This is a genomic window from Streptomyces spororaveus, from assembly GCF_016755875.1.
Lineage (GTDB): Bacteria > Actinomycetota > Actinomycetes > Streptomycetales > Streptomycetaceae > Streptomyces > Streptomyces spororaveus.
Genome location: NZ_BNED01000005.1, coordinates 3,650,062 through 3,666,958, shown reverse-complemented (window position 1 = coordinate 3,666,958; position 16,897 = coordinate 3,650,062). Strand labels below are relative to the sequence as shown.

General features: G+C 68.8%; 19 protein-coding genes. 16 read left to right on the top strand and 3 right to left on the bottom strand.

Annotated features, from left to right (window positions below; translation table 11 throughout):
• Nucleotides 1-41: 41 nt before the first annotated feature.
• Complete coding sequence (gene tuf / locus Sspor_RS18725) at nucleotides 42-1,235, top strand: elongation factor Tu (protein ID WP_030008455.1); 1,194 nt, start codon at nucleotides 42-44, stop codon at nucleotides 1,233-1,235.
• 203 nt (nucleotides 1,236-1,438) lie between these two features.
• Here the strand turns inward: tuf and rfbC are convergent, their stop codons facing one another.
• Complete coding sequence (gene rfbC, locus Sspor_RS18720; RefSeq protein WP_202200161.1) at nucleotides 1,439-2,038, bottom strand: dTDP-4-dehydrorhamnose 3,5-epimerase; 600 nt, start codon at nucleotides 2,036-2,038, stop codon at nucleotides 1,439-1,441.
• Nucleotides 2,035-2,910, bottom strand: coding sequence for a glucose-1-phosphate thymidylyltransferase RfbA (rfbA, locus tag Sspor_RS18715; RefSeq protein WP_202200160.1), 876 nt, complete (start codon nucleotides 2,908-2,910; stop codon nucleotides 2,035-2,037). The genes rfbC and rfbA overlap by 4 nt, the downstream gene beginning before the upstream one ends.
• A gap of 81 nt (nucleotides 2,911-2,991) precedes the next feature.
• Here rfbA and rfbB point away from each other — a divergent pair, with 81 nt between their 5' ends.
• The 6 genes from rfbB (at nucleotide 2,992) to Sspor_RS18685 (ending at nucleotide 8,273) form a co-directional block, all read left to right on the top strand.
• On the top strand, nucleotides 2,992-3,969 hold the full coding sequence (rfbB, locus tag Sspor_RS18710) for a dTDP-glucose 4,6-dehydratase (RefSeq protein ID WP_202200159.1): 978 nt from the start codon (nucleotides 2,992-2,994) through the stop codon (nucleotides 3,967-3,969).
• A gap of 47 nt (nucleotides 3,970-4,016) precedes the next feature.
• A complete protein-coding gene (gene rfbD / locus Sspor_RS18705) occupies nucleotides 4,017-4,889 on the top strand; it encodes a dTDP-4-dehydrorhamnose reductase (RefSeq protein WP_202203726.1) in 873 nt (290 codons plus the stop codon).
• Nucleotides 4,886-6,220, top strand: a complete 1,335-nt coding sequence (locus Sspor_RS18700; RefSeq protein WP_202200158.1) for a lipopolysaccharide biosynthesis protein — start codon at nucleotides 4,886-4,888, stop codon at nucleotides 6,218-6,220. The genes rfbD and Sspor_RS18700 overlap by 4 nt, the downstream gene beginning before the upstream one ends.
• Before the next feature lie 68 nt (nucleotides 6,221-6,288).
• Complete coding sequence (locus Sspor_RS18695; protein WP_202200157.1) at nucleotides 6,289-6,978, top strand: glycosyltransferase family 2 protein; 690 nt, start codon at nucleotides 6,289-6,291, stop codon at nucleotides 6,976-6,978.
• A complete protein-coding gene (locus tag Sspor_RS18690; protein ID WP_202200156.1) occupies nucleotides 6,975-7,367 on the top strand; it encodes a DUF2304 domain-containing protein in 393 nt (130 codons plus the stop codon). Before Sspor_RS18695 ends, Sspor_RS18690 begins: the two co-directional genes overlap by 4 nt.
• Nucleotides 7,368-7,373: 6 nt before the next feature.
• Nucleotides 7,374-8,273, top strand: a complete 900-nt coding sequence (locus Sspor_RS18685) for a glycosyltransferase family 2 protein (protein ID WP_202200155.1) — start codon at nucleotides 7,374-7,376, stop codon at nucleotides 8,271-8,273.
• Between the two features lie 99 nt (nucleotides 8,274-8,372).
• On the opposite strand, the gene Sspor_RS18680 is transcribed toward Sspor_RS18685, so the two are convergent.
• Nucleotides 8,373-10,046 carry a hypothetical protein gene (locus tag Sspor_RS18680; RefSeq protein ID WP_202200154.1) on the bottom strand — a complete coding sequence of 558 codons (1,674 nt, stop codon included), beginning with the start codon at nucleotides 10,044-10,046 and terminating at the stop codon, nucleotides 8,373-8,375.
• A gap of 190 nt (nucleotides 10,047-10,236) precedes the next feature.
• On the opposite strand from Sspor_RS18680, the gene Sspor_RS18675 reads away from it, so the two are divergent.
• The 9 genes from Sspor_RS18675 (at nucleotide 10,237) to rpsC (ending at nucleotide 16,897) form a co-directional block, all read left to right on the top strand.
• Nucleotides 10,237-12,057, top strand: coding sequence for a hypothetical protein (locus Sspor_RS18675; protein WP_202200153.1), 1,821 nt, complete (start codon nucleotides 10,237-10,239; stop codon nucleotides 12,055-12,057).
• A gap of 491 nt (nucleotides 12,058-12,548) precedes the next feature.
• The gene (gene rpsJ, locus Sspor_RS18670) at nucleotides 12,549-12,857 is read left to right on the top strand and encodes a 30S ribosomal protein S10 (RefSeq protein ID WP_003948644.1); all 309 of its coding nucleotides are present in this window, start codon (nucleotides 12,549-12,551) and stop codon (nucleotides 12,855-12,857) included.
• Nucleotides 12,858-12,871: 14 nt separating this feature from the next.
• Entirely contained in the window at nucleotides 12,872-13,516 is a 645-nt protein-coding gene (rplC, locus tag Sspor_RS18665; protein WP_007265899.1) for a 50S ribosomal protein L3, read from the top strand.
• Between the two features lie 4 nt (nucleotides 13,517-13,520).
• Nucleotides 13,521-14,171 carry a 50S ribosomal protein L4 gene (rplD, locus tag Sspor_RS18660; RefSeq protein WP_031146574.1) on the top strand — a complete coding sequence of 217 codons (651 nt, stop codon included), beginning with the start codon at nucleotides 13,521-13,523 and terminating at the stop codon, nucleotides 14,169-14,171.
• Nucleotides 14,171-14,494, top strand: coding sequence for a 50S ribosomal protein L23 (rplW, locus tag Sspor_RS18655; RefSeq protein ID WP_030154694.1), 324 nt, complete (start codon nucleotides 14,171-14,173; stop codon nucleotides 14,492-14,494). The genes rplD and rplW overlap by 1 nt, the downstream gene beginning before the upstream one ends.
• Nucleotides 14,495-14,533: 39 nt before the next feature.
• Nucleotides 14,534-15,370, top strand: a complete 837-nt coding sequence (gene rplB / locus Sspor_RS18650) for a 50S ribosomal protein L2 (protein ID WP_008739715.1) — start codon at nucleotides 14,534-14,536, stop codon at nucleotides 15,368-15,370.
• 12 nt (nucleotides 15,371-15,382) lie between these two features.
• Complete coding sequence (gene rpsS, locus Sspor_RS18645; RefSeq protein ID WP_008739713.1) at nucleotides 15,383-15,664, top strand: 30S ribosomal protein S19; 282 nt, start codon at nucleotides 15,383-15,385, stop codon at nucleotides 15,662-15,664.
• Nucleotides 15,665-15,707: 43 nt separating this feature from the next.
• A complete protein-coding gene (gene rplV, locus Sspor_RS18640) occupies nucleotides 15,708-16,055 on the top strand; it encodes a 50S ribosomal protein L22 (RefSeq protein ID WP_007265904.1) in 348 nt (115 codons plus the stop codon).
• Nucleotides 16,055-16,897: a 30S ribosomal protein S3 gene (gene rpsC, locus Sspor_RS18635; RefSeq protein ID WP_030230639.1), complete on the top strand. Its 843-nt coding sequence runs from the start codon at nucleotides 16,055-16,057 to the stop codon at nucleotides 16,895-16,897. The genes rplV and rpsC overlap by 1 nt, the downstream gene beginning before the upstream one ends.

Sequence of the window (16,897 nt, the reverse complement as noted above, 5' to 3'; positions counted from 1 at the left end):
CGATCTGTAAGGCGTACAGAACCACTCTCCAGGAGGACCCCGTGGCGAAGGCGAAGTTCGAGCGGACTAAGCCGCACGTCAACATCGGCACCATCGGTCACATTGACCACGGTAAGACGACCCTCACGGCCGCCATTACCAAGGTGCTGCACGACGCGTACCCGGACCTGAACGAGGCCTCGGCCTTCGACCAGATCGACAAGGCTCCTGAGGAGCGCCAGCGCGGTATCACCATCTCGATCGCGCACGTCGAGTACCAGACCGAGGCGCGTCACTACGCCCACGTCGACTGCCCGGGTCACGCCGACTACATCAAGAACATGATCACCGGTGCCGCGCAGATGGACGGCGCGATCCTCGTGGTCGCCGCCACCGACGGCCCGATGCCGCAGACCAAGGAGCACGTGCTCCTGGCCCGCCAGGTCGGCGTCCCCTACATCGTCGTCGCCCTGAACAAGGCCGACATGGTGGACGACGAGGAGATCCTGGAGCTCGTCGAGCTCGAGGTCCGCGAGCTCCTCTCCGAGTACGAGTTCCCGGGCGACGACCTGCCGGTCGTCCGCGTCTCCGCGCTGAAGGCGCTCGAGGGCGACAAGGAGTGGGGCGAGAAGCTCCTCGGCCTCATGTCCGCCGTCGACGAGGCCATCCCGACCCCGCCGCGTGACACCGAGAAGCCGTTCCTCATGCCCGTCGAGGACGTCTTCACGATCACCGGTCGCGGTACCGTCGTCACCGGCCGTATCGAGCGTGGTGTCCTGAAGGTCAACGAGACCGTCGACATCATCGGTATCAAGGAGACCAAGACCACCACCACGGTCACCGGTATCGAGATGTTCCGCAAGCTCCTCGACGAGGGCCAGGCGGGCGAGAACGTCGGTCTGCTCCTCCGTGGCATCAAGCGCGAGGACGTCGAGCGCGGCCAGGTCATCATCAAGCCCGGTTCGGTCACCCCGCACACCGAGTTCGAGGCCCAGGCCTACATCCTGTCGAAGGACGAGGGTGGCCGTCACACCCCGTTCTTCAACAACTACCGTCCGCAGTTCTACTTCCGTACCACGGACGTCACGGGTGTCGTCACCCTGCCGGCCGGCACGGAGATGGTCATGCCGGGCGACAACACCGAGATGACGGTCGCGCTGATCCAGCCGGTCGCCATGGAGGAGGGCCTGAAGTTCGCCATCCGTGAGGGTGGTCGTACCGTGGGCGCCGGCCAGGTCACCAAGATCACGAAGTAATTTCGTGCTCTGACCTGGTAGCCCGTTCACCGGGCACCAAGTTGCACTGAAGGGCCCCGGCCCATCGCCTCGGCGGTGGGGCGGGGCCCTTCGGCATGTCCGGGCCCGCGGGACGCGCGGGACGGGGCGGGCGGGCCGGGGCGGGTACGAGTGAGGGCCGCACCCCGGACGGGGTGCGGCCCTCAGCCGCGTACGGCGGCGGGTCAGTTCACGCGCAGGGACTCGGTGAACTCCACGCAGGTGGCGTAGTCGGGCAGCAGGCCGGTCGCGATGGCGTCGGCCAGCGAGGGAGCGGCCTCGTCGCGGGCGGACAGCAGCGGGATGTCGGCCGGCCACTCGATGCCCAGGTCGGGGTCGAGCGGGTGCACCGCGTGCTCGGCGGTCGGGTTGTACGTCTCCGAGCACAGGTACGACAGCGTCGCGTCGTCGCTCAGCGCGCAGAAGCCGTGGCCGAGGCCCTCGGGGATGTAGACCGCGCGGCGGTCCACGTCGTCGAGGCGGACACCCTCCCACCGGCCGAAGGTGGGGGAGCCGACCCGCAGGTCGACCATGACGTCGAGCACGGCGCCGCGTACGCAGGTCACGTACTTGGCCTGGCCGCGCGGGACGTCGGCGAAGTGGATGCCGCGGACCACGCCGGCGGAGGAGACCGAGAGGTTCGCCTGCGCCAGGTTCAGCGGGTGGCCGACGACCTCGGCCAGCCGGTCGAAGCGGTACCACTCGGTGAACATGCCGCGCGGGTCGCCGTGCACCTGAGGGGTGATCTCGAAGGCGCCCTCGATGGAGAGTTCGCGGAACTTCATCGGGCGTTCTCCTCGTCGAGCAGCATCAGCAGGTAGTCGCCGTAGCCGCTCTTGGTCAGCGGTTCGGCGAGCGCGCGCAGCTGCGCGGAGTCGATCAGGCCGGCCCGCCAGGCCGCCTCCTCGATGCAGCCGATCTTGAAGCCCTGGCGCTCCTCTATCACGCGGACGAACTCGGAGGCCTGCACCATCGAGACGAAGGTGCCGGTGTCCAGCCATGCGGTACCGCGGTCGAGGATGGTGACGTTGAGCTCGCCGGCCTGGAGGTACGCGTCGTTGACGGCGGTGATCTCCAGCTCGCCGCGGGCGCTGGGCTTCAGGCCGCGGGCTATCTCGACGACCTGGTTGTCGTAGAAGTACAGACCCGGCACCGCGTAGCGGGACTTGGGCTTCTCCGGCTTCTCCTCGATGGAGATGGCCTGGCCGTTCTCGTCGAACTCGACCACGCCGTAGGCGGTGGGGTCGGCCACCGGGTACGCGAACACGCGGCCGCCCTTGGCGTCCGTGTGCTGGGCGAGGCGGGTGCCGAGGCCACTGCCGTGGAAGATGTTGTCGCCGAGGATCAGCGCGACGGACTCGTCGCCGATGAAGTCGGCGCCGAGGACGAAGGCCTGGGCGATGCCCTCCGGGCGCTCCTGAACGGCGTACTCCAGCCGGAGGCCGAACTGCGAGCCGTCGCCGAGCAGTCGCTCGAACTGGTCGCGGTCGTCCGGGGTGGTGATGATCAGAATTTCACTGATCCCCGCCATCACCAGGGTGGAGAGGGGGTAATAGATCATCGGCTTGTCGAAGACGGGCAGCAGCTGCTTCGAGACTGCCCGGGTCAGCGGCCAGAGTCGCGATCCGGTGCCACCGGCCAAAAGGATTCCACGCATGGGTGAACCCTATGCGAGAGCGCGCAGGGGAGCCGAGCCAAGGGAATGTGACGTTCGGCAGGCCGCTAGACTCTTCGTATTATGCGCATCCTCGTGACCGGCGGCGCCGGCTTCATCGGTTCAGAATTCGTCCGCCAGCAGCTCACCGCAGATGCAACGGCGCAGATCACTGTCTTCGACAAGCTGACCTACTCGGGCGTCGAGGCCAACCTCGCCCCGGTCGCGGACCACCCCGGCTACACCTTCGTCAAGGGCGACATCTGCGACGCGGATGCCGTCGACCAGGTCATGCCCGGTCACGATGTCGTCGTGCACTTCGCGGCCGAGTCCCACGTGGACCGATCGATCGCCGGCGCGGGCCCGTTCGTGATGACCAACGTCGTGGGCACCCAGGTGCTGCTCGACTCCGCCCGCAAGCACGGCGTCGGCCGCTTCGTCCACATCTCCACCGACGAGGTCTACGGCTCGATCAGCGAGGGCTCCTGGACGGAGGAGTGGCCGCTGGTGCCCAACTCCCCGTACTCCGCCTCGAAGGCGTCGTCCGACCTGCTGGCGCTGGCCTACCACCGCACCCACGGCATGGACGTGGTGGTCACCCGCTGCTCCAACAACTACGGGCACTACCAGTTCCCGGAGAAGGTCATCCCGCTGTTCGTCTCGAACCTGATGGACGGCAAGAAGGTCCCGCTGTACGGCAACGGCGGCAACGTCCGCGACTGGCTGCACGTCTCCGACCACTGCCGCGGCATCGACCTGGCCATGCGCAAGGGCCGGGCCGGCGAGGTCTACAACATCGGCGGCGGCACCGAGCTCACCAACAAGGAGCTCACCGGTGTCCTGCTGGAGGCCGCCGGCCTCGGCTGGGACATGGTCGAGCAGGTCGAGGACCGCAAGGGCCACGACCTCCGCTACTCCATCGACATCAGCAAGATCGGCGCCGAGCTGGGCTACGCCCCGCAGGTCACCTTCGAGGACGGCATCAAGGCCACCATCGACTGGTACCGCGAGAACCGTGCCTGGTGGGAGCCGCTGAAGGCGAAGGCGGCCCTGCAGAAGTGAGCACCGACTCGTTCGCCGGCCGCTGGCTGGTCACCGGCGCCGCCGGGATGCTCGGCCAGGACGTGCTGTCCGTCCTGAAGCGCGCCGGGATCGAGGCCGTGGGCCTGCGCCGTGCCGACCTCGACATCACCGACCGGGACGCGGTCCGCGCCGCGGTCGAGGACGTCACCGTGGTCGTGAACTGCGCTGCCTGGACGGACGTCGACGGTGCCGAGACCGCCGAGGAAGCGGCGACCGCCGTCAACGGCACCGCCGTGCGCCTCCTCGCCGAGGCGTGCGCGGACGCCCACGTGCGCCTGATCCACGTCTCCACCGACTACGTGCTCCCCGGCGATGCCGTGGAGCCGTACCGCGAGGACGCCGAGACCGGCCCGGTCAACGCCTACGGCCGTTCCAAGCTGGCCGGCGAGCAGGCCGTCGCCGAACTGCTCCCGCAGGACGGCTACATCGTGCGGACCGCCTGGCTGTACGGGGAGCACGGGGCGAACTTCGTCGCCACCATGCTGAAGCTGGCCGCCCAGCGGGACACCCTCGACGTGGTCGACGACCAGCACGGCCAGCCCACCTGGTCCAAGGCGCTCGCCCGCCACCTGGTCGAGCTCGGCCTGGCCGCCCTCCGGGGCCATGCCATGGGCGGGATCTACCACGGCACCGCGAGCGGCCGGACCACCTGGATGGGACTGGCCCGCGAGACCTACCGGCTGAGCGGTCTGGACCCCGAGCGGATCAGGCCGACCACCTCCGAGGCGTTCGTCCGCCCCGCCGTGCGCCCCGCCTTCAGCGTGCTCGCGCACGACGCCTGGGAGGAGGAGGCCGGACTGGCCCCGCTCGCCGACTGGCGCGAACAGCTCGCCGAGGCGCTCGCCACCCCCGGCTTCACCGCACTCGCGAAGGCGGCCCGGGACGGCCGCGCGGGATGAAAACCCTGCTGAACAAGTTGAGCGCGGCGCTGCCGCCGGGCACCGTCGCGGTGGCCGGCGGCACCGTCGTGCTCGGCGCGGCCTCCTACGCACACCTGGGCGTGGCCGGCCACAGCCTGTCCGACGCGGGCTATGCGAACGTCTCCGTGCTCTGGACGATCGTGATGTCCATCGGCATCGGCATCTTCTTCCCGATGGAGCAGGAGCTCACCCGGATCGTCTCCGCGCGCGTGGTCCTCGGCCAGGGCGCGGCCCCGGTGCTGCGCCGGGCCGGGCTGCTCACCGCCGGGATCCTCGGCGCGACCCTGCTCGTCCTCGCCCTCGGCGCCGGCCCCCTCGCCGACCTGCTGTTCCACGGGGACCGCGCCCTGGTGGCGGCGCTCGGCAGCGCCTTCGCCGGTATGGCCCTGTGCTACCTCACCCGCGGTGTCCTGGCGGGCCTCGGCCGGTTCGGCGCGTACGGCACCCAGCTCGCCGTCGACGGCGGCCTGCGCATCGTGCTCGCCTTCGGCTGCCTGCTGTTCGGGCTGCACTCGGCGCTGGCCTTCAGCCTCATCCTGGCCTTCGCGCCGGTGATCGCGACGCTGGTCACCCTGCCCACGCTGCTGCGCGCGGTCGGGCCCGGCGAGCCGATCGCCTGGCGCGAGCTGTGCAACGGCCTCGGACTGCTCGTCTGCGCGACCCTGCTGTCCCAGGTCGTCGTCAACGCGGCCGTCATGAGCACCAAACTGCTGGCGCCCTCCGACAGTGCGCTGATCTCGGCGCTGATGAGCGCGACCGTCCTCGCGCGGGTACCGCTCTTCGTCTTCGGTTCCCTGCAGGCCTCGCTGCTCAGCGGGCTCACCGCCGCCTTCACGGCCGGCGACCGGGTGGCCTTCTGGGCGATGCTGCGCCGGATCGCGATGGTCGTCGCGGCGCTCGGACTGCTCGGCGGCGTACCGGCCACGGTCCTCGGCCCCTGGCTCATCGAGGTGCTCTTCGGTACCGAGGACCCGGTGCTGGGCAGCTTCGACTTCTTCCTGCTGTCCGCGGGCACCGCGGCGTACATGTTCGCGATGGTCCTCGGACAGGCGCTGATGGTATTCAAGCGGCACAACCTGCAGCTGCTCTCCTGGGCCCTGGGCACGGCGGTCCTGGTGGGCATCACCCTGATACCGGGCGACGTTGCCGTGCGCGTGATCGTCGCCTACGCCCTCGGTTCGACCGCCACCGTCCTCGCTATGCTGACAGCCCTCAGGCTGAGCTTCCCCGGAGCCGCCGCCGCAGCCGGTGAGGGGACCGCGCAGCCGGCCGACGCAGGCATCCCGGGAGTGGGAGCGGTCGGGAAATGACCAAGCCTCCCCACGACGTCACACCGATCACCGAGCACTCGTTTGTGCCACATTCCGCTGGAGCTACCGTGTCCCAATACGACGATGTCTGGCTGGTCATACCGGCCTATAACGAGGGCCAGGTGATCGCCGAGGTGGTCGAGGGGGCCCGCAAGACGTTCCCCAACATCGTCGTCGTCGACGACGGCAGCACCGACGACTCGGCCAAGCACATAGCGACGACCGGTGCCCACCTGGTGCGCCACCCGGTCAACCTCGGTCAGGGCGCGGCCCTGCAGACCGGCCTGACCTACGCGCTGGCCCAGCCCGGCGCCCGCTACTTCGCCACCTTCGACGCCGACGGCCAGCACCAGACCAAGGACGTCGAGACGATGGTCGCGGTGCTCCGCCGCGACGAGGCCGACGTCGTGCTCGGCTCCCGCTTCATCGAGCAGAACGGCCAGGTGCCGTGGATCAAGCAGGTCGTGCTGCGCACGGCCGCCGCCGTCAGCCCGACCGCGCGCAAGCTCAAGCTCACGGACGCGCACAACGGTCTGCGCGTGCTGGGCCGGGAGGCCGCCGAGCAGCTGAACATCACCATGAACGGCATGGCCCACGCATCCGAGCTCGTCGGCTTCCTCGCCGGCTCCACGCTGCGTGTCACCGAGGTACCGGTGGACATCCTCTACACCGACTACTCGCGCGCCAAGGGCCAGTCCCTGATCAACGGCGTCAACATCCTTTTTGACATTTCGCTTCGGGAGCGTGGGCGTCGATGAAGTACTTCTGGATTCAGCTGCTGCTGATCGTCGGCTCGGTGTCCATGGCACTGATGTTCATCCGGACGTGGAGCCAGGCGAAGAACCGGGCTTGGAAGCGCATAGCCTTCTCGCTCTTCGTCATCGTCAACGTCTACGCGGTGCTCCGCCCGACCGACGTGACCTGGGTGGCCCACCAGCTCGGCGTCGGCCGCGGCACCGACCTGGTGCTGTACGTCATGGTGCTCGCCATGGGCTTCCTGACCCTCAACACCTTCCTGCGTTTCCGCTCGCTGGAGAAGAAGATCACCGACCTGGCCAGGACGGTGGCGATCAACGAGGGCGTGCGCCACAACGACGAGCGCCTCAGCACGACCACGGACACCGGCACCGACTCCGTGAAGGCCTGACGCTCCATGGTGACTTTCGACTTCATGCTCCCCTACTACGGGGACGTGCGGCTGATGCAGGACGCCGTCCGCAGCGTGCTGGCCCAGACCGACGGTGACTTCCGGCTCGTCGTCATCGACGACGGCAAGGAGCCGGAGGTGCCCGGCTGGTTCGAGCAGCTCGGTGACGAGCGGGTGCACTACACGCGCAACGAGCAGAACCTCGGCATCACCAAGAACTTCCAGAAGTGCGTGCGGCTCTCCGAGGCCGACTACGTGGTCATCATGGGCTGCGACGACCTCCTGCACCCGCACTACCTGGAGACCGTGCGCGCGATCGTCGCGGACCACCCGGGCATCGGCATGGTCCAGCCCGGTGTCGAGGTCATCGACGGCGACGGCCGGGTGACGCAGGGCCTGGCGGACAACACCAAGAAGCGGCTGTACTCGCCGCAGGTGAAGGGCCGCCGTCTGATGGCCGGTGAGGAGCTGGCGGCCAGCGTGCTGCGCGGCAACTGGCTCTACTTCCCGTCGATCGCCTGGCGCGGCGAGGCTCTGCGCGCGGTGAACTTCCGGGACGACTACTCGGTCATCCAGGACCTCGCGCTCGTCGTCGACCAGCTCGAAGGCGGCGAGCAGATGGTCATCGACAACTCCACCACGGTGTTCCAGTACCGCCGGCACGCCGTCAGCGAGTCGTCGGTGCAGGCCTTCTCCGGTACCCGGTTCACCGAGGCCGAGCGGTACTTCGCCGCGGTGGCCGCGCGCATGGACGCCCGCGGCTGGCCGAAGGCGGCCCGGGCGGCCCGCTTCCACAGCGCGTCCCGCCTGCACGCGCTCACGATGCTCCCGGGCGCGCTGCGCCGCGGGCAGCGCGAGGGCGCCCGTACGCTCGCCAGGCACGCCTTCACCGCCGGGCAGCGCTGACGCCCCGGCCGTCACGGCACAGCAGAACGGCCCTGCCGCCGGTCCTCGGACCGGCGGCAGGGCCGTTCTGCTCTACGTGGAGCCGTGGCCCCGGGGCCGTCAGCCGCCCGGGCGCTGCGGCATGGGCCGCTTCGGCATCTCGAACGGGGTGCAGACGCCGCCCGGGGCGTACTTGGGGCAACTCCCGTCGGGCTGCTGGACGGTGTGCGAGTACCAGGTCAGCTCCCCGAGCCCGCGGTGCTTCTCGGGGTTCTTCGGCATGAAGGCGTCGGAGGTGGCCGAGCCGGCCGAGCCGAACAGCAGGGCCAGCCCGCACAGCGCGCCGATGACGACGGTCCGGCGGCCGGCGGGAGCGTCGATCCGGCCCGTGATGCCGCTGAGGACCTCGGTGGTGCGGACCCAGGACCTGATGCGGTCCACCGAGTAGTACAGGGCCAGCCCGGTCAGCGCGATCATGCAGTACATGATCTGCATGCTGGTGCGCGGGTAGAGCTGGACGACCTGGTCCTGGTACATGTGCGAGGCGTACCAGTAGCGCAGCAGGAACGCGCTGCCCGTGCACGCCGCGAGCGTGAGCACCACCGGCTTGCGCAGCGCCAGCCCGAACGCCACCGCCATGCCGGTGATCAGCAGGATCGGGACGATGCCCACACCGCCGAGCTCACCGGGCAGCGGCCAGCCGCTCTCCTGGAGCTTGGTGGGCATGGAGGCGGACCACATCGCCCAGTACGCCGGGTCGATCCAGGTGTCGAAGTAGAAGTACGTGTCCTTGGTGGAGCCGCTCGCACCCAGCAGCCGCACCATGTACGGACCCGCGAGCGCCAGGAACACCGCCACCGAGGCCGCCAGCGGCAACACCGCCTCGCCCAGCGCCCGCAGCCCGCGCTTGCGGGCGATCGAGCCGAGGACGAACAGGAACAGCACCACCACACCGACCGCGGACCACACGAACCAGCCCGCGTACAGCAGGAACAGCCCCGCGAGCAGCAGACCGAGACCCGCGCCGATCAGTGAGGCCCGGCCGCGCCCCAGCTTGTACGCGTCCTGCACCACCTGCACCAGCTTGGCGAAGACCGGGATCACCACGACGAGGACGAGCGCCGAGTACGGCTTGTACGGGTCGACCAGCGGCAGCGTCGCGGTCACCCCGACGCCGAGCGCCCACAGCGGCGGCAGCAGCATCCGCCAGGCCAGGTAGGCCACGGGGCCCGTGATCGCGAGGAAGCCGGCCATGACCCACTTGACGGCCTTCGTCGGGTCACCGTCGAAGACCAACTGCGCGATCCAGGCCAGCACGTGGGGGAAGCCCGGCGGGTACTCCTCGGGCAGCGGCACGCCGTCGATGACGTTGTACGCCCAGGTCTGCAGGTTGCCGATGTCACCGCCGAACCCGTTGATCGGCCAGATCGTGCCGCGCAGGGAGATGACGCTGCCGCTCGCGGTCACACCCGTGGCCAGGCCGGCCACCGCCGCCGCGCCGATCCGCACCGCAGCCCGCGGCAGCAGCCGGGACAGCACCAGGTACAGGGCCACGGTCGCCGTCAACAGCACCAACAGCCGCAGCTGGACGCCGGCCAGGCCGCTGACCTGCCCGATCCGGTTCATCGGGTTGACGTGGAGGCGCCTGCTCATCCATGTCAGGAGGAGCGCCGCGAAGACCGAGACCCCGGCCTCGGCCAGGGTGAACAGGAAGGCGCTCCGGAGGCGGCCACTGTGGCCACGCTGGGCCCGGCCATCAGCTACCGGGACGGGTGTGGGAGCGGTGACAGTCATATCTGTTCACTCTACCGGCCCCGCATCCCACGTCGGCCGCCGAGGGTCAAGTACCCTACCCCGCGCCCCGACTCCCCAATCACGTCAGTTGGTACGGTTGCCGCTGAGGGGGACGCGGCGGACGGGGACGGCTGTTCCCGGAGCAAGGCCCCCACCGCGGTGACACGCGCACGCGATGGAAATGGACGACATGACGAAGGTGGCCCCCGACGTGGTCGAAGAGTCGGGTACGGGGACCGGGCGGACGGCCGCCGGGCGCGAGGAACGCGAGGGGCGGACGGCGCGCACAGGACGCGGGGGCATACCCGAGTGGGCCACCCGGCGCCGAGTGCTCTTCTGCGCCGAGATCCTGGTGAGCCTCGCGGCGGCCCTCGGCTACACGCTCCTCTGCGGACGCATCGACGTGAACCCGATGATCCGCGTCGCCCAGGTCAGCGGCCTCGCCAAGATGCAGCAGTACGCGGCCCTCCTCGGCATCCCGATCCTGGCGCTGCTCCTGTACACCGCCCACCGGGGCTCCCTGATGCGCCATCAGCTGGTCAAGCGGCTGGTCTGCGCCGCCCTGGCCGGCCTGTCCACCGGCGTCGTCGCGGGCGGTGTCGTCGTCGCCCTGAACGGCACCCCCTGGGCCCTCGGCGGCCAGGAGGGCGACCCGAGCGTCCTGATCGACATGGGCACCTCCTTCCTGCGCGGCGAGGGCATGTCCGGCATCTACCCGCCGGCCTTCCCCGCGCTGATCGCCGTCTGGGCCAAGCTCCGCCACGGCGGCACCCTGGGCAGCGGCATGGCCCTGCAGGACCTCCAGATCTTCTTCACCGCCATCGCCGGCCCCATGGCGTACGCCGCCTGGCGGCTGCTGCTGCGGCCGTTCTGGGCGCTGCTCATCGCGGTCCCCTCGGCCGTGCTCTTCATCGACCCGATCCGCCCGTACAGCCACGGCACGATGATCGTCCTGCTGCCGCTGCTGGGCTACTGGCTGCGCGAGATGCGCCGCGCGGAGCACCGTACGACGCGCCGCAACCTGGTCAGCGGCATCCTGCTCGGCCTCGTCTTCGGCGCCCTGTTCCTCTGGTACTCCGGCTGGTACGTGTGGGCCGCGCCCGGTGTGGGCCTGCTCGCCCTCTTCCTCTTCCCGTGGCGCGGGGGAGCGCGGAAGGTGAAGGCCACCCTCGTCTACATAGGGGCCACGGTGGCCACCGCCGCGGTCGTCGGCGCCCCGCTGCTCTACCAGATGGTCCGCCTGGGCGCCGACAACCCGGACCGGTACGCCTTCCTCTCCGTCTACGCGGACCCGGCGTACGTCCTCGGCTGGGTCTCCGACCGCTCCGGGGGGCTGACCTACCGGACCTGGCCGGTCTCCGGCGAGATGGCGGGCCAGACCGGCTTCACCCTGCTGCTGCTCTTCGGGGCGGGACTGGGCATCGGCCTGGGCCTGCGCAACATCATGGTGCGCACGGCCGCCGCCGTCCTGGCGGGCGCCTGGCTGGCACGGTTCTGGTTCGCCTCCCACATGGTCCAGGCCAAGGCGGTCCAGCTCTACCCCCGTACCACGTGGATCATCATGTACTGCCTGATGATCCTGGCCGTGCTCGGCCTGATGGTCGCCGTCGACCGGGGCTCCGGCTGGCTGGAGCGCACCGTGCGGCCGCGTTCCGCGGACGGAGACGGTGACGGGGCGCCCCGGGGCCCGGTGCTGCCCCGCCGCGCGGTGCAGCAGCTCTCCGCCGGCATGGTGTGCGTCCTGGCGCTGTTCGCGACGATGGGCGCCTCCTGGTCGGTCAACCGGTACATGCCCGACAAGGACGAGAAGTCCATGGGGGTCGACGCCTGGCGCGCCCACACCCTGAAGAAGCCGAACGGCACCTGCCCGCGTTTCGCCCCGGTCAAGGACTGCGCGGACGTGAAGATCCAGAACTGGAAGCCGACCGCCGACCGCGGCTACCTGTGGTGCGGCGGCCTCGATCCCGAGGAGTGGCCGGCCGTCTGCGGGCGCCGGGCCCCGAAGGACTGACGGCCGGATCCGGAGCGCGGGCATCCCCTGGAGGGCCCCGCCGCGACGGGCGTGGTGCGGTTTGACCACGCAGCGTGGCGGGGTATTCTCTTCGGCCCGATTGGCCAGGTACGTGCCTCGTATGGCAGACTACTCAAGTTGCTCGGCTGAGTGCCGATGCTGCGCGCCTCCCGCCGGGAGGACCGGAAGCGAGTCCCACAGTACTCGTCGTCCTTAATCTGCCTCTCGGGGCAGCAATGGGGACGGACGTACGGGAATCTTCTGGGAAGTGTCAGCACGGTGCCCACCAGGCACTCGGTGGGTGTTTCTCCCCCGAATCGCGGTCTCAGGGACCGCACCCCCTTGGACGAGGGAATTTCCGTATGGGAATTTTCTGTAGAGGGAGTGCGACACGCCCGACCGCGTGGGTCGGAGGAGAGGCCGCGGGATCCGTCCCGCAGCCGACCGGGAGCCAGAGCGTTTCCACATAGAGACAGGACTACGGAGTAGCCATGGCGGGACAGAAGATCCGCATCCGGCTCAAGGCCTACGACCACGAGGTCATCGATTCCTCGGCGAAGAAGATCGTCGAGACGGTGACGCGCACTGGTGCGTCGGTCGCGGGCCCGGTGCCGCTGCCCACTGAGAAGAACGTGTACTGCGTCATCAAGTCGCCGCACAAGTACAAGGACTCGCGCGAGCACTTCGAGATGCGCACGCACAAGCGCCTGATCGACATCCTCGACCCGACCCCCAAGACCGTTGACTCGCTGATGCGCCTGGACCTTCCGGCCGGCGTTGACATCGAGATCAAGCTCTGAGAGGCGTCGAGAAGATGGCAAAGCAGATCAAGGGCGTCCTGGGCGAGAAGCTCGGCATGACCCAGGTCTGGGACGAGAACAACCGTGTCGTCCCGGTGACCGTGGTCAAGGCCGGACCCTGCGTCGTTACCCAGGTCCGTACGAACGACATCGACGGCTACGAGTCGGTCCAGATCGCCTTCGGCGAGATCGACCCGCGCAAGGTGAACAAGCCCCTCAAGGGCCACTTCGCCAAGGCCGACGTGACCCCCCGCCGCCACCTGGTGGAGCTCCGCACCTCCGACGCCAGCGAGTACACGCTCGGCCAGGAGATCACTGCTGAGGTGTTCGAGTCCGGCGTCAAGGTTGACGTCACGGGCAACAGCAAGGGCAAGGGCTTCGCCGGTGTCATGAAGCGGCACAACTTCCGGGGCCTCGGCGCCGGTCACGGTGTGCAGCGCAAGCACCGCTCCCCCGGTTCGATCGGTGGCTGCGCCACCCCTGGGCGTGTCTTCAAGGGCATGCGCATGGCCGGTCGTATGGGTAACGAGCGCGTCACCACCCAGAACCTGACCATCCACGCGGTTGACGCGGAGAAGGGTCTGCTCCTCATCAAGGGCGCAGTCCCCGGTCCGAACGGCGGCCTCGTCCTGGTCCGTACCGCGGCCAAGGGGGCTTGAGGTAATGAGCACCATTGACATCCTTTCGCCGGCAGGCGACAAGGCCGGTACCGTCGAGCTCCCCGCGGAGATCTTCGACGCGAAGACCAGCGTTCCGCTGATCCACCAGGTCGTTGTCGCTCAGCTGGCTGCTGCCCGTCAGGGCACGCACAAGACCAAGCGTCGCGGCGAAGTCCGTGGTGGTGGCCGCAAGCCGTACCGCCAGAAGGGCACCGGCCGTGCGCGCCAGGGTTCGACCCGTGCGCCGCAGTTCGTCGGCGGTGGCGTTGTCCACGGCCCGCAGCCGCGTGACTACTCCCAGCGGACCCCGAAGAAGATGAAGGCCGCCGCCCTCCGCGGTGCCCTCTCGGACCGTGCGCGTCACTCCCGCATCCACGTCGTCACCGGCGTGGTCGAGGGTGCCGCCTCCACGAAGGCCGCCAAGACGCTGTTCGGCAAGATCTCGGAGCGCAAGAACCTGCTCCTGGTCGTCGACCGCGCCGACGAGGCCGCGTGGCTGTCCGCCCGCAACCTGCCCCAGGTTCACATCCTGGAGCCGGGCCAGCTGAACACGTACGACGTGATCGTCTCTGACGACGTGGTCTTCACTCAGGCCGCTTTCGAGTCCTTCGTGTCTGGCCCCAAGGCCGATGAGACCGAAGGGAGCGACGCCTGATGTCTGAGGCGACCGTTACCAGCAAGACCTTCACTGACCCGCGCGACCTGCTGATCAAGCCGGTCGTCTCGGAGAAGAGCTACGCGCTGCTGGACGAGAACAAGTACACGTTCATCGTCGCGCCTGGCTCCAACAAGACCCAGATCAAGCAGGCCGTGGAAGCGGTCTTCGGGGTCAAGGTCACCGGGGTCAACACGATCAACCGTCAGGGTAAGCGCAAGCGCACCAAGACCGGTTTCGGCAAGCGCGCTGACACCAAGCGCGCCATCGTGACCCTCGCTGAGGGCGACCGAATCGACATCTTCGGCGGCCAGGCCTCCTAACGGAGGTCTAGTCGTCCGGAATCGGACGAGGACTGAGAAATGGGTATCCGCAAGTACAAGCCGACGACCCCGGGCCGTCGTGGCTCCAGCGTCGCCGACTTTGTCGAGATCACGCGGTCCACGCCGGAGAAGTCGCTGGTTCGCCCCCTGCACAGCAAGGGCGGCCGTAACAACACCGGTCGGATCACCGTTCGCCACCAGGGTGGTGGACACAAGCGCGCCTACCGCGTGATCGACTTCCGTCGTCACGACAAGGACGGCGTGCCGGCCAAGGTCGCGCACATCGAGTACGACCCCAACCGCACCGCGCGCATCGCGCTCCTGCACTACGCGGACGGCGAGAAGCGCTACATCATCGCGCCGAAGGCTCTGAAGCAGGGCGACCGGATTGAGAACGGCCCCACGGCCGACATCAAGCCCGGTAACAACCTCGCGCTCCGCAACATCCCGGTCGGTACCACGATCCACGCGATCGAGCTCCGTCCCGGTGGTGGCGCCAAGTTCGCCCGCTCCGCGGGTGCCTCCGTGCAGCTGCTGGCGAAGGAGGGCACGATGGCCCACCTTCGTATGCCGTCGGGCGAGATCCGTCTCGTCGACGCCCGCTGCCGCGCCACGGTCGGCGAGGTCGGCAACGCCGAGCAGTCGAACATCAACTGGGGCAAGGCCGGCCGTATGCGCTGGAAGGGCGTTCGCCCGTCCGTCCGCGGTGTCGCGATGAACCCGGTTGACCACCCGCACGGTGGTGGTGAGGGCAAGACCAGTGGTGGTCGCCACCCGGTCTCCCCGTGGGGTCAGAAGGAGGGTCGTACTCGCTCGCCGAAGAAGGCTTCGAGCAAGTACATCGTCCGCCGCCGCAAGACGAACAAGAAGCGCTAGGAGCGGGTTTAGATGCCGCGCAGTCTCAAGAAGGGGCCCTTCGTCGACGACCACCTCGTAAAGAAGGTGGACGTCCAGAACGAAGCCGGCACCAAGAACGTCATCAAGACCTGGTCCCGTCGCTCGATGATCATCCCCAGCATGCTGGGTCACACCATCGCGGTGCACAACGGCAAGACCCACGTCCCGGTGTTCGTCACCGAGTCGATGGTCGGCCACAAGCTCGGCGAGTTCTCGCCGACTCGCACCTTCCGCGGCCACGTCAAGGACGACCGGAAGTCGAAGCGCCGCTAAAGGCGGGGTGGTTACGACTATGACTTACACCGAAGGGACAACCATGGAAGCCAGGGCCCAGGCGCGGTACATCCGCGTCACGCCCATGAAGGCCCGCCGAGTGGTGGACCTTATCCGTGGCATGGATGCCACGGAGGCTCAGGCGGTCCTGCGTTTCGCCCCGCAGGCCGCGAGCGTGCCGGTCGGCAAGGTGCTGGACAGCGCCATTGCCAACGCCGCACACAACTACAACCACCCCGACGCCTCCACGCTGGTCATCAGCGAGGCGTACGTGGACGAGGGCCCGACCCTGAAGCGGTTCCGTCCGCGTGCCCAGGGCCGTGCCTACCGGATCCGCAAGCGGACCAGCCACATCACCGTGGTCGTCAGCAGCAAGGAAGGTTCCCGGTAATGGGCCAGAAGGTAAACCCGCACGGGTTCCGGCTCGGCATCACCACCGACTTCAAGTCGCGTTGGTACGCCGACAAGCTGTACAAGGACTACGTCAAGGAAGACGTCGCCATCCGTCGGATGATGACGTCCGGCATGGAGCGCGCCGGCATCTCGAAGGTTGAGATTGAGCGCACCCGTGACCGCGTGCGTGTGGACATCCACACCGCTCGTCCGGGCATCGTCATCGGCCGCCGTGGCGCCGAGGCCGACCGCATCCGCGGTGACCTCGAGAAGCTCACGGGCAAGCAGGTTCAGCTGAACATCCTCGAGGTCAAGAACCCCGAGCTCGACGCTCAGCTGGTTGCCCAGGCCGTTGCCGAGCAGCTCTCCTCCCGCGTCTCCTTCCGTCGCGCCATGCGTAAGAGCATGCAGGGCACGATGAAGGCCGGCGCCAAGGGCATCAAGATCCAGTGTGGCGGTCGTCTCGGCGGCGCCGAGATGTCCCGCTCCGAGTTCTACCGCGAGGGTCGTGTGCCGCTGCACACGCTGCGCGCGAACGTGGACTACGGCTTCTTCGAGGCCAAGACCACCTTCGGCCGTATCGGTGTGAAGGTCTGGATCTACAAGGGCGACGTCAAGAACATCGCCGAGGTTCGCGCCGAGAACGCTGCGGCCCGTGCGGGTAACCGCCCGGCCCGTGGCGCGCAGGGCGCTGGCGACCGTCCCGCCGGCCGTGGTGGCCGTGGTGGCGAGCGCGGCGGCCGTGGTGGCCGCAAGCCGCAGCAGGCTGCTGGTGTGGAGGCCCCCAAGGCCGACGCTCCCGCCGCCGCTCCGGCCGAGAGCACCGGAACGGAGGCCTGA